The organism is Streptomyces coeruleorubidus, from assembly GCF_008705135.1.
GTDB classification, from domain to species: Bacteria; Actinomycetota; Actinomycetes; order Streptomycetales; family Streptomycetaceae; genus Streptomyces; species Streptomyces coeruleofuscus.
This window is the reverse complement of sequence record NZ_CP023694.1, coordinates 6,961,477-6,973,553: the sequence shown is the minus strand read 5'-3', so window position 1 is coordinate 6,973,553 and position 12,077 is coordinate 6,961,477. Positions and strand designations below refer to the sequence as shown.

The 12,077-nt window shown below is 73.3% G+C and carries 13 protein-coding genes; 10 read left to right on the top strand and 3 right to left on the bottom strand.

Going from position 1 to position 12,077, the window contains the following annotated elements:
• Positions 1 to 43 precede the first annotated feature (43 nt).
• From CP976_RS32290 to serS, 10 genes are all read left to right on the top strand, one after another.
• Entirely contained in the window at positions 44 to 1,183 is a 1,140-nt protein-coding gene (locus CP976_RS32290) for an acyl-CoA dehydrogenase family protein (protein ID WP_150483466.1), read from the top strand.
• Positions 1,184 to 1,404: 221 nt separating this feature from the next.
• Positions 1,405 to 2,700 (top strand): aspartate aminotransferase family protein, encoded by a 1,296-nt coding sequence (locus CP976_RS32285; RefSeq protein WP_150483465.1) that lies wholly within the window; start codon positions 1,405 to 1,407, stop codon positions 2,698 to 2,700.
• A gap of 2 nt (positions 2,701 to 2,702) precedes the next feature.
• Positions 2,703 to 3,185: a type II toxin-antitoxin system RatA family toxin gene (locus CP976_RS32280; protein WP_150483464.1), complete on the top strand. Its 483-nt coding sequence runs from the start codon at positions 2,703 to 2,705 to the stop codon at positions 3,183 to 3,185.
• 21 nt (positions 3,186 to 3,206) lie between these two features.
• Positions 3,207 to 3,815, top strand: coding sequence for a hypothetical protein (locus CP976_RS32275; protein ID WP_150483463.1), 609 nt, complete (start codon positions 3,207 to 3,209; stop codon positions 3,813 to 3,815).
• The gene (locus CP976_RS32270; RefSeq protein WP_150483462.1) at positions 3,812 to 4,369 is read left to right on the top strand and encodes a flavin reductase family protein; all 558 of its coding nucleotides are present in this window, start codon (positions 3,812 to 3,814) and stop codon (positions 4,367 to 4,369) included. Before CP976_RS32275 ends, CP976_RS32270 begins: the two co-directional genes overlap by 4 nt.
• Positions 4,366 to 5,358, top strand: a complete 993-nt coding sequence (locus CP976_RS32265; protein ID WP_150483461.1) for a ferritin family protein — start codon at positions 4,366 to 4,368, stop codon at positions 5,356 to 5,358. Before CP976_RS32270 ends, CP976_RS32265 begins: the two co-directional genes overlap by 4 nt.
• Positions 5,355 to 6,362, top strand: coding sequence for a beta-ketoacyl-ACP synthase III (locus CP976_RS32260; protein WP_150483460.1), 1,008 nt, complete (start codon positions 5,355 to 5,357; stop codon positions 6,360 to 6,362). Before CP976_RS32265 ends, CP976_RS32260 begins: the two co-directional genes overlap by 4 nt.
• A gap of 106 nt (positions 6,363 to 6,468) precedes the next feature.
• A complete protein-coding gene (locus CP976_RS32255; protein ID WP_018888444.1) occupies positions 6,469 to 6,699 on the top strand; it encodes an acyl carrier protein in 231 nt (76 codons plus the stop codon).
• Entirely contained in the window at positions 6,699 to 7,919 is a 1,221-nt protein-coding gene (locus CP976_RS32250; RefSeq protein WP_150483459.1) for a beta-ketoacyl-[acyl-carrier-protein] synthase family protein, read from the top strand. Before CP976_RS32255 ends, CP976_RS32250 begins: the two co-directional genes overlap by 1 nt.
• A gap of 131 nt (positions 7,920 to 8,050) precedes the next feature.
• The gene (gene serS / locus CP976_RS32245; protein ID WP_150483458.1) at positions 8,051 to 9,328 is read left to right on the top strand and encodes a serine--tRNA ligase; all 1,278 of its coding nucleotides are present in this window, start codon (positions 8,051 to 8,053) and stop codon (positions 9,326 to 9,328) included.
• Positions 9,329 to 9,413: 85 nt separating this feature from the next.
• Here the strand turns inward: serS and fabI are convergent, their stop codons facing one another.
• The 3 genes from fabI to CP976_RS32230 are packed head-to-tail and all read right to left on the bottom strand — an operon-like array spanning position 9,414 to position 11,928.
• Positions 9,414 to 10,178: an enoyl-ACP reductase FabI gene (fabI, locus tag CP976_RS32240; RefSeq protein WP_150483457.1), complete on the bottom strand. Its 765-nt coding sequence runs from the start codon at positions 10,176 to 10,178 to the stop codon at positions 9,414 to 9,416.
• The gene (gene fdxA / locus CP976_RS32235) at positions 10,175 to 10,501 is read right to left on the bottom strand and encodes a ferredoxin (protein WP_150483456.1); all 327 of its coding nucleotides are present in this window, start codon (positions 10,499 to 10,501) and stop codon (positions 10,175 to 10,177) included. The genes fabI and fdxA overlap by 4 nt, the downstream gene beginning before the upstream one ends.
• A 2-nt stretch (positions 10,502 to 10,503) precedes the next feature.
• A complete protein-coding gene (locus CP976_RS32230) occupies positions 10,504 to 11,928 on the bottom strand; it encodes an MFS transporter (RefSeq protein ID WP_150483455.1) in 1,425 nt (474 codons plus the stop codon).
• Positions 11,929 to 12,077: the final 149 nt, after the last annotated feature.

Genomic DNA, 12,077 nt, shown 5'->3' with positions numbered 1-12,077 from the left:
GCCATCCGCCCCTGAACCCCGCCGTTTCCGCTGGAGGCTTCCGTTGCGTTCCCTCGACCTCGCCCGCTCCGTCTGCGAGCGCTTCCACCCCGGTCTGCTCAAGGAGCTGGACCAGATCCCGTACACCGACCGCGAGCGGCCCGGCAGCCCGGTGATCGACCTGTTCCGCATCCACGGCGGGGTCGGTCTGCTGATCCCCGAGGAGTACGGCGGCCACGGCGCCGACGCCCTGGACGCGCTGCGGGTCCAGCTGGCCCTGGGCGCCGTGTCCCCGTCGCTGGTGGCGGCCGTGTCGATGCACCACTTCACCGTCGCGATGCTGTACTCGCTGGCCGTGAAGGAGGGCCGGCTGACCGACGAGCAGACGGCCCTGCTGCGCCGGATCGTGCCCGACCAGCAGGTGATGGCGTCCGGCTGGGCCGAGGGCCGGACGGCGCAGAACATCCTCAAGCCGGCCGTGACCGCCCGCCCGGTGCGCGACGGGTTCCTGCTCACCGGCGCCAAGAAGCCGTGCAGCCTGTCCCGTTCGATGAGCCTGCTCACGGCGAGCGTCGCCATCCACGGCGACGACGGCGAGCCGGAGCTGGCGCTCGCCCTGGTGCCGGCCGACGCGCCCGGCCTGACCGTGCACCCGTACTGGGGCAACGACCTGCTGGCGGGCGCGGAGAGCGACGAGGTGCGGCTGGAGGACGTGTTCGTGCCGGCCGGCATGGTCGTGCGGGCCGGCGCCGACGACCCGCACCGCCTCGACGACCTCCAGTCGGCCGGGTTCGTCTGGTTCGAGATGCTGATCTCCGCCGGGTACGCGGGCGGTGCGCTGGCGCTGGTGGAGCAGGTGCTGGAGCGCGAGCGCGGCAGTGTGGCGGAGCGGGCCTCCCTCGCCGTGGACATGGAGGCCGCGGTCGCGCTGCTGGAGGGCGTCGCGCGGGCGACCGGCCCGGAGCCCGGTGACGAGGAGTCGGTGGCCCGCGTACTGGTGGCCCGGTACGCCGTGCAGAACGCCCTGCCCGACATCGCCTCCCGCGCCCTGGAGCTGCTGGGCGGCCTGGACTTCATCAGCGGCTCCGGTCCGGCACAGGCCGCGGCGGCGCTGCGGGCCCTCGCCTTCCACCCGCCGTCGCGCGCCGCCGCCGCCGAGCCGCTGCTGCGCTGGTTCGACGGCGGCGAGCTCGTCCTCGCCTAGGGCCTGTCGTTTGGATCATGCCGGCGTCGCGTCGGCCGAGAGGCGCAGTCACTCTCGGCCGACCTGATCCAAACAACAGGCCCTAGGGCCGCGGCCGGGACGGTTTGCCGGCCGGTGAGAACCCGGTCACGGCACCACTGCCGCGGCCGGACAGGATCCCGGCCGCGGCACGGTCCCGGTCCTGTCCGCACGACCCCACGACCCCTTGGAGTGAGCCACACGTGACCGTCATCCAGGAATCCCCGGCGGCTTCGTCCGCCGACGCCGAGGCAGAGGTCCTTGGCCTGTACCGCGCGCATCTGAGCAAGGGCCGGGCCACGCTCGCCGAGCTGTTCGGCAGCCACATGGAGGTGGCGTCCGAGGGCGCCTGGCTCACCACCAGCGACGGTGAGCGCTTCCTCAACGCCGGCGGCTACGGCGTGTTCGTGATGGGAGCCCGCCACCCGATCGTGATGGAGGAGGTGGAGCGCCAGCTGCGCACCCACCCCACCGCGACCCGCATCCTGCTGGAGCCCACCGTGGCCCGCGCGGCCGAGGCACTGGTCTCGGTGCTGCCGCCCGGTCTGGACCGGGTGCACTTCGCGCTGTCGGGGGCGGAGGCGGTGGAGACCGGCCTGAAGCTGGCCCGCGCGAACGGTTTCAGGCGCACGGTCTCCATGCGCGGCGGCTACCACGGCAAGACCCTCGGCGCGCTGTCGGCCACCGCCAAGGAGGTCTACCAGCGGCCGTTCCGCCCGCTGGTGCCCGACTTCCTGCACCTGCCCTTCGGTGACGCCGACGCCCTGGAGGCCGAACTCGCCGCCCACCCGGGCGAGGTCTGCGTCATCCTCGAACCGGTCCAGGGCGAGGGCGGTGTGATCATCCCGCCGAAGGGCTACCTCAAGCGCGTCGAGGCGCTGGTGCGCGAGTACGACGGCTTCCTGATCCTCGACGAGGTGCAGTCCGGCTTCGGCCGGCTCGGCGAGTGGTGGGGCGCCGACATCGAGGGCGTCCTCCCGGACGTCCTGCTCGCCGGCAAGGCGCTCGGCGGCGGGGTGATGCCGGTCTCGGCGGCCGTCGCCACCCGCAAGGCCTTCCGTCCCTTCGACAAGGACCCCTACGTCCACACCGCCACGTTCTCCGGCCAGCCGGTGCTGATGGCCGCGGTCCAGGGCGCCATCCGGGCCGTGAAGGAGGAGCGCCTGGTCACCAGGGCGCTGGACCTCGGCGCCCGGCTGCTGCCGGCGATCACCGAGATCGCGCGCCGCAACATCCCCGACCTCGTGGTGGACGTGCGCGGCCGGGGCCTGCTGATCGGCGTCGAGCTCGTCGAGGCCGGGCTGGCCGGCGAGCTGCTGATCGAACTGTTCAACCACGGCGTGGTCGCCAACCATTCGATGAACGGCAGCTCGGTGGTGCGGTTCACCCCGCCCGCCGTGCTCGGCGACACCGACGTGGACTTCCTCCTCAACTCCTTCGACCTGGCCACCCGCGACCTCGTACGGGGCGCGGCCAAGATGCCGGAAGGCGGTAACTGATCGTGAGGCACGTCGAACTCGATGCCCTGATACCCGGGGAGCAGGCCGAGACGGTCCTGCACGCCGTACGGCGCTGGGAGCGGTACCCGGACCTGGCGCCCCACGTCAACGCGACCACGGTGCACACCGCCTACCCCGACCCCGCCGCCTCCTCCAGTTGGGAGCTGCACTTCCGCAGCGGCCTGCTGCGCTGGACCGAGGACGACACCGTGCTGCCGGAGCAGGGCGAGATCCGCTTCGAGCAGTCCGACGGGGACTTCGACTCCTTCTCCGGGACCTGGTCGGTGACGCAGGACGGCGACGACGTCGCGGTCCGCTTCGACGCCGACTTCGACTTCGGCATCCCGAGTCTGGAGGGCATCCTCGACCCGATCGCCGAGCGGGTCATCAAGGAGACCGTGGCGTGGGCGCTGACCGGTCTGTTCCCCGCCGTGCGCATCAGCGGCGGCATCGAACTCACCCCGCCCGCCGCGGTCGGCGCCTAGCGCATCAGGGAGCTGCTGACCATGGACCAGGCAAACCCGTTCGAGACACCGCGCACGTACTCGCTGCACCGCGCCGAGTACCTGGTGGGCTTCGCTGTCACCACCGGCCTGATGATCGCCCACTTCGACGAGATCCGCTGGCTGCCGGCGATCGCCCTCTTCCTCTACATCGACCTGATCGGCTACATCCCGGGCGCGATCGCGTTCCGGCGCAGTGGCGGGCGGCCGATCCACAAGGCGTACTACGTCCTGTACAACGTGATGCACAGCCTCATCACCCAGGCCGCCGTGGCCGCGCTGTGGTGCTGGCTGGTGAAGCCGGAGTGGGCGCTGCTGGTGCTGCCCTTCCACCTCTTCGGCGACCGCGGGCTGTTCGGCAACTTCATGAAGTCCTTCGCGCTGCCCTTCGAGCCGGTCCGCCAGCCCGGCTACCTGCGGCTCCTGGACGACCTGGGCCTGCCGCACCCCAAGCCGGTCGGGCATGTGACGGACCCGGTGCCGGTCGGGCACGTCCCGGTCCGCAAGCCGGTGCCGGCGCCGCGGGCGGACGCCGTCGCGGCGCAGGAGGCCCCGGCGCGGGCCGCCGCGGCCGGAGAGTCCGCGGCCCGGCAAGCGGAGGTGCTGCGATGAGCACCGCGACCGCGACCGGCCCGCGCACACGCCGGCCCGTCCGCCAGGACCCGGCCGAACGGCGCCGGGCGCTCTACCACCTGGCGTCCCCTGTGTCGGTGCTGACCACCGGCCCGGTAAGCCGGATGCACGGCACCACCGCGAGCACGGTCACCCTGGTCTCGCGCGAGCCGCTCCTCGTCGGCGTCGTGCTGCGGGCCGGGTCGTCCTTCGCGCGGCGGGCCGCCGCCGAGGGCCGGTTCGCGATCAACGTGCTGGGCGGTGACCAGGCGGAGGTGGCTCGCCGGTTCGCCGACAGCGGGCGCCCCGACGGCAGCGCCCAGTTCGCGGGCCTGCCCTGGACGGCGGACCCGTACGCGCAGGCCCCGCTCATCGCGGGCGCGCTCGCCCACTACACCTGCCGCTTCCACTCCGCCCACGCCGCGGGCGACAGCGAGCTGCTGCTCGGCCACGTCGTGCGCGCCAGGGCGGACGAAGGGCTCCCCCTGCTGAGTTACGCCGGCCGCCTGCACGCCGGCACCCTGCATCCGGCGAAGGAGGCCGCCGCGTCATGACGCAGTCCAAGGTACTCGTGGCCCCCGAGGCCGACTGGGACAAGGCGCCCGGTCTGCTGGACGGGGCGAAGGAACTCACCCTCGGTCCCGAGGAGTGCGACCTCGCCTACTGGATCACCTCGGTGGCCCAGGGCACGCTGCGCGACCGCGGCGTGACCGGCCACCACGACGACGCGATCGTCCCGGAGTTCCTGAAGGAGCCGGGCCCGCTGCGCGAGGCGCTGGTGCTGGAGTTCGGTCTGCGCGGGCTGTCCGAGGAGCTGGCCACCCGGCTGCTCGGCCACTACGTGTCGATCGCGCCCGGCATCCCCGAGATGGAGTTCTACGCCACCCAGCTGCTCGACGAGGCACGGCACGCCCGGGTGTTCCGCAACCACCTGGTGGAGCTCGGCATCCCGGCCGACACGCTTTTGAAGAGCATCGACGAGATGGCCCGGGACTACCGCGCCCGGGTGCTGGACCCGGTGGTCGACTTCACCCTCGACATCGTCCGGGACCAGGCCGACTTCCCCGGCGGTGTCGCCGTGTTCGCCATCGTCATCGAGGGCGTGCTGGCGCCGGCCGCCGAGCTGAGCGAACGCAAGTGGACTCCCCTGTCCCCGGCCACCGGCGAGATCTCCCGCGGCACCGCGATCGACGAGATCCGCCATCTGACGGTGGCCAGCACCATCCTGCGCGACCACGTGGCCGCGCACCCCGAGTACCGTCCGCGCCTGCTGGAGATCCTGCGGGCCGGCGTGCGGCTGTGGGACGAGATCCCCGACCGGGAGTTCGTGATCCACCGCGAGGAACTGTTCCAGGAGGGCATGCTCCGGCACGCCGACCGGATCGGCGACTACGAGATCTGGCCCGGCGTGCGGATGCTCGACACCACTCCCGAGCAGCGCTACGACATGGCCGAGCGGTGGACCGACGAGATGGCCGAGGCCCGGATGGCCTACATGGGCCTGCCCCTGGAGATCCTCAGCAGTCCGGGGCCGGGCGCGTGAGCACCGGACGGGCCGCTGTGATCTGCGGGATCGGGTCGTACGTCCCGCCCGACGTGGTCACCAACGAGGATCTGGCCCGGCGCCTGGACACCTCGGACGACTGGATCCGCTCGCGCACCGGGATCGCCCGGCGCCGTGTGGTCGCCCCGGGCACGGCGACCAGCGACCTGGCGGTCGAGGCGGGCCTGCGGGCGCTGAAGTCGGCGGGAGACGGGCGGGCGGGCGCGGTGGTGCTGGCCACCACCACCCCGGACCAGCCGTGCCCGGCCACCGCGCCGCAGGTCGCGGCGCGGCTCGGACTCGGCGAGGTGCCCGCCTTCGACGTGGCCGCCGTCTGCTCCGGCTTCCTGTACGGCCTGGCCAGCTCTGCGGGCCTGATCGCCGCCGGGGTGACGGACCGGGTGCTGCTGATCGCCGCGGACGCGTTCACGACGATCATCAACCCCGAGGACCGCACCACAGCGGTGATCTTCGCGGACGGCGCGGGCGCGGTGCTGCTGCGGGCCGGCTCCCCCGAGGAGCCGGGCGCGGTGGGCCCGCTCGTGCTGGGCAGCGACGGCGGGCTGAGCCATCTGATCGAGGTGCCGGCCGGAGGGTCGCGGCAGCGGTCGTCCGGCCGGGAGCCCGCACCGGAGGACCGTTTCTTCCGGATGGTGGGCCGCGACACCTACCGGCACGCGGTGGAGCGGATGACCGCCACCTCCACCGAGGCGGCCGAGCGGGCCGGCTGGCGGCCGTGCGACGTCGACCGGTTCGCCGCGCACCAGGCCAACGCCCGCATCCTGGAGGCGGTCTCGGAGCGGCTCGGCATCCCCGGCGAACGGCGGCTGAGCAACATCGCACGGGTCGGCAACACCGGCGCCGCCTCACTGCCGCTGCTGCTGGCCGAGAGCGCGGCGGACGGACGGCTCACCGCCGGGCACCGGCTGCTGCTGACCGCGTTCGGCGGCGGGCTGTCCTGGGGCGCGACCACGCTGGTCTGGCCCGAGGTGCAGACCATCTGACGTCCCGTCACAAGCGGGGCCCGGGCCGGCCCCTCCCCCAAGCGCTGTCCGACACAGCGGAGAACGGGCGCTTGCGCCTTCGAGAGAACTGTCGAAAGGAACCGACATGCTGGAGCAGCTCAAGGAAATCCTGTCCAACAAGCTCAAGGTGTCGCCCGAGGCCATCACCCCGGAGGCCACCCGGGAGGACATCGAGCTGGACTCGCTGGCCGTGGTGGAGCTGTCGCTGCTGCTGAAGTCCGAGCTCGGCCTGGACGTCAGCGACGACGACCTGCTGGAGGCGGAGACCGTGGCCGACATGGTCCGGCTGATGGAGGAGCGGAGTGCGAAGGTCTGATGGCCGGCATGGACATCGCCGTCACCGGGCTCGGCCTGGTCACCCCGGGTGGTATCGGGGTCGGGCCGAGCTGGGCGGCGGTCTGCGACGGCAGGCCGGCCGCCGCCCTCGATCCGCTGCTGACGGATAATCCCGTACGTATCTCCTGCCGGGTGCCCGGCTTCGACCCCGAGCGCCTGCTGAGCGCGCGGCGGGCCCACCGCCTGGACCGGTTCGTCCAGTTCGCGCTGGTCGCCGCGCACGAGGCGGTGGCCGACGCGGGCCTCGATCCGCAGACGTGGGACGGGGCGCGGGTGGGTGTGGTGCTGGGCTGCGCGGACGGCGGCCCGGGCACCGTCGAGGAACAGCACCACGTGCTGCGCGAGCAGGGCGCCGACCGGGTCTCGCCGCTGCTGCTGCCCATGCAGCTGCCGAACATGCTGGCCGGGCAGACGGCCATCGAGTTCGGGGCGACCGGGCCCAACCTGGTGGTGGCCACCGCCTGCGCCTCGGGCGCGACCGCCATCGGCACGGCCCGGGACCTGCTCGCCCTCGGCCGCTGCGACATCGTCCTCGCGGGCGGCAGCGAGGCCATGGTCACCCCACTGGTCATGGCCGGCTTCGCCCAGATGGGGGCGCTGTCGAAACGGCACGACGACCCGGCCTCCGCGTCCCGGCCGTTCGACGCCGACCGGGACGGCTTCGTCGCCGGGGAGGGCGCCGGCATCCTCGTCATGGAACGGGTGGCGGACGCCCGCGCCCGCGGCGCCCATGTGCACGGCCGGATCATCGGCTACGGCGCCACCGCCGACGCCCACCACATGACGTCGCCGCACCCCGACGGCGCGGGCATCGAGGCCGCCGTCCGCGCCGCGCTCGCCGACGCGGGCGCGGACCCGGACGACGTCCAGCACGTCAACGCCCACGGCACGTCGACACCGCTGAACGACCTGGCGGAAGCCCGCATGATCGGCCGGACGCTGCGCGGGGACCCGCTGGTCACGTCCACGAAGGGAGTCACCGGACACCTGCTCGGCGCGGCCGGGGCGGTCGAGGCCGCCTTCACCGTGCTGAGCGTCGAGCACGAACTCGTGCCCCCCACCGCCAACCTCGTCATGCCCGACTCCAAGATCGACATCAAACTCGCCCAGACCGCCACCTACATGCCCATCGACCTCGCCCTGAGCAACTCCCTGGGCTTCGGCGGCCAGAACACGGCCCTGGCCATCGCCCCGGCCTGAACGGCTCGGGCACGTACCGGCAGCCGCCCGCGGAGCACCTCCGCCGGGCGGCTGTTCCCGTGCGGCACCCGGCCGCACGGCGCCCGCCCCGCCGGTCCGCGGGCCACCCCACCCCACGTCAGGAGTCCACCGTGCACGATCCCCAAGAACTGCTGAAGGACGGGCCGCAGGCCGTACGGCGGCTGGCCCGCCGCCGCCACGACCTCGACCCGGCCGCGCTGGCCGACGCCCTGCGCGAGCGCAACGGCGCGCAGGCGGAGGTGACCCGGCTGCGCACCGAGCTGAACCGCACGGCCAGGGCCCGCCGCTCCGGCCCGCCGACCGAGGAGGAGAAGGCGTCCGCCCGGGCGCTGCGGACCGAGGTGCAGCGGGCCGAGGCCGCCGCCCGCACGGCCGCAGCACACCTGACCGAGCTGCTGCTCTCCGTCCCCAACATCCCCCTGGACGCCGTCCCGGACGGCGACTCGGAGAAGGAGGCCGTGGAGATACGCCGGGGCGGTCCCGCTCCGCGTCCGGCGGACGGCGCCCGCCACCACGCCGACATCGGGGAGTCCCTCGGCATCCTCGACGGCCCGGCCGCGGCCCGGCTGTCCGGTGCCCGCTTCGCCGTCGCCCGCGGGGCCGGGGCACGACTGGAGCGGGCCCTGCGCGACTTCCTCCTCGACCTGCACACCCGTGAGCACGGCTACACCGAGCAGTCGGTGCCGTTCCTGGTCGACCGCGACACCATGACCGGTACCGGGCAGCTGCCCAAGTTCGAGGACGACCTGTTCCGCACCCAGGTCGGTGAGCGGGAGCTGTTCCTCATCCCCACCGCCGAGGTCCCGCTGACCAACCTGGTGGCCGGCCGGCTCCTGGACTCCCGCTCGCTGCCGCTGGCCTTCACCGCCTGCACACCGTGCTTCCGGGCGGAGGCCGGGGCGTACGGCCGGGACACCCGCGGCATCCTTCGGCTGCACCAGTTCGAGAAGGTGGAGCTGGTGCGCGTCTGCGCCCCCGAGGACGCCCCGGCGCAGCTCGAACTCATGGTGAACCACGCCGAGGAGTGCCTGAAGCGCCTGGAACTGGCGCACCGCGTGGTGCTGCTGCCGGCCGGCGACCTCGGGTTCTCCGCCCGGATGACCTACGACGTCGAGGTGTGGCTGCCGGGCAGCGGCTCCTACCGGGAGATCTCCTCGGTCTCCGACTGCGGCACCTTCCAGGCGCGTCGCGCGGACATCCGCGTCAAGCGGCCCGACGGGAGCAGGACGCCGGCGGTCACGCTGAACGGCTCGGCGCTGCCGATCGGCCGCACGGTCGCCGCGCTGCTGGAGCAGGGCGTGCGCGAGGACGGCTCGGTGGTGCTGCCCGAGGCCCTCGTCCCGTACACCGGCTTCCGCCGGATCCTGCCGGGCGGGGACACCGCGTAGGCGCCGGCGGGCGCCACCGCGAAAGGGGCGGGAGCCGGGTCCGCGACCCGCTCCCGCCCCTTTCGCCGCGCGCCCGGCCCGGGGCTCAGGCGCCCATCATGTGCACCCCTCCGTCGACGTGCACGATCTCCCCCGTGGTGCGCGGGAAGAAGTCCGACAGCAGGGCGACGACCCCGCGGGCCGCCGGGTCCGGGTCGGTGGGGTCCCAGCCCGCCGGGGCCCGGTGCTCCCAGACCTCGGCCAGGTCGGCGAACCCGGGGATGGACTTGGCCGCCATGGAGCGCAGCGGTCCCGCCGCGACGAGGTTGCAGCGGACGCCGCGACCGCCCAGGTCCCGGGCGAGGTAGCGGCTGGTCGACTCCAGGGCGGCCTTGGCGACGCCCATCCAGTCGTAGCGCGGCCAGGCGACTGCGGCGTCGAAGGTCAGCCCGACCACCGAGCCGCCGCGCCGCTCCATCAGCGGCAGGCAGGCCGTGGTCAGCGACTTCAGGGAGTACGCCGACACGTGCACGGCGGTCGACACGTCGTTCCAGTCGCCGTCCAGGAAGGAGAAGGCGCCCCGCGGCCCGTAGGCGATGGAGTGCACCAGTCCGTCCAGGGTGTCGGTGTGCTCGCGGATCCGGTCGCCGAGGCCGTCCAGTTGCCGCTGGTCGGTGACGTCGAGTTCGAGCACCGGGGCCGGCTTCGGCAGCCGTGCGGCGACGCGCTCGATCAGGGAGAGGCGCCCGAAGCCGGTGAGGATGACCTCGGCGCCCTCCTCCTGGGCGATGCGGGCCGTGTGGAAGGCGATGGACGCGTCCGTGACGACCCCGGTCACCAGGATCCGCTTGCCGGCGAGGAGTCCGCTCATGTCCGGGTCACCGCCTCGGGCAGGGCCCGCACCAGCGGGGAGTCGTGACCGAGGGCGCCGAGTGCGGCGGCGCCGCCGGGCGAGCCCACGGCGGCGAAGAAGTCGGCGTTGGAGGCGGTGTGGTCGCCCCACTCGGCGGGCACGTCGTCCTCGAAGCAGATCGCTTCGACGGGGCAGACGGGTTCGCAGGCGCCGCAGTCGACGCACTCGTCGGGGTGGATGTACAGGGCCCGGCGGCCCTCGTAGATGCAGTCCACGGGGCACTCGTCGACGCAGGAGCGGTCCTTGACGTCGACACAGGGCAGGGCGATGACGTAGGCCATCGTCAGCTCCTCTTCGTCACGGGGGTGGTCGGGGGGCCGGGGACGCCGTCGACCGGAGCCCCGGTGGTGCGCTCGCCCAGCAGCAGGACGGTCGCCGCCAGGGCCGCCATCGCCGCGGCGATGACCCCGAACAGGGCACCCGGGCCGTGCGCGTCCAGGACCGGCAGCAGGACGAACGGCAGTGCGGCAGCGCTGAGTTTGGACAGCGAGTAGGCGGCGCCGGACGCGGTGGCGCGGATCGCGGTCGGATACTGCTCGGAGAGGTACACGTGCGAGACGCTGGAGAAGACGTTGCTGCACAGGGTGTAGATGAAGCCGAACGCCACGATGAGCGCGGGGGATCCGGCGTAGGCGAAGCCGAGGCCGGCCAGCATCATCGCCGCCGCGGAGGCCGCGACCAGCGTCCGGCGCTCGAACCGGTCGACGATCGGCAGGGCCAGCGCGGAACCGACCGGGTAGCCCAGGAAGGACAGCGCGGTGAAGCCGATGCCCGCGACGATGCCGTAGCCCTTGGCCGCGACGATCTGGGGGGCCAGCGTGCCGAAACCGTAGTAGCCGACCACGGACAGCACGCAGAAGATCCACAGCACCACCGTGCGGCGCCGCATGCCGCGGCCGAACACGTCGCGCACACGGTGGCGCACCGCGGCCGGTTCCACCGGTCCGGCGGTGTCCGCGGTCACCGGGCGAACCGTCGCGGGGCGGTCCGGGTAGGCCTGCTTCTCCATCTCGGCCACCAGCAGCTCGGCCTCCTCCGTGCGGCCCTGGGCGGCCAGCCACCTCGGCGACTCGATCAGCCGGCGGCGCAGCACCCACACCACGGCGGAGCCCAGCGCCCCGATCACGAACAGCCAGCGCCAGCCGTCGATGCCCAGCGGGGACAGGGGCACCAGCCACAGCGCGGCGAAGCCGACGGCGGGCACCCCGCAGAAGGCGACGGTGTAGGCCCAGGCGATGTACCGGCCGCGCCGCTTGGCGGGCAGCACGTCGGCCAGGTAACAGTCGGACAGCACCTGCTCGGCACCGATGCCGATGCCGGCCATGAAGCGGGTGACGATCAGCCAGGCGGCGTTCGGTGAGAAGGCGCCCAGCAGGGAGAAGCCCGAGTAGATGGCGAGGTTGATCAGGAAGGCCCGGCGCCGGCCGAACCGGTCGGCGATCCGGCCGAGCACCAGCGAGCCGATGAACTGACCGATGAACACCGAGGCCAGGACGAGTTTGAGCTCGGTCGCCCCGAAGGCGAAGTCGCTCTGGAGCACTTTGGCGATGGTGCCCGAGAGGTTGTTCTCGAACGTGTCGAAGAGCAGGCCGATGCCGATGACCATGGTGAGTCTTCGGTGCATCGGGGTGATCGGCATGCGGTCCAGGCGGACCCCGATCGCGGCGGGAGCGGTGACACCGCCCGCCACCGTGGTGGTCTGGGACATGGGGAGGCTCTCCTTGGACTCCTGGTTCTCAGGGGCTCCGGTGAGGGAACCGCCCGGGCCGACGGCGGGCCCGGGCGGGCGGCCCGGGGCCGGGGCTGTGGACGCGTGGGGGTGCGGGGGCCGTGCGGGACCGGAGCGTGGGGGGGTCC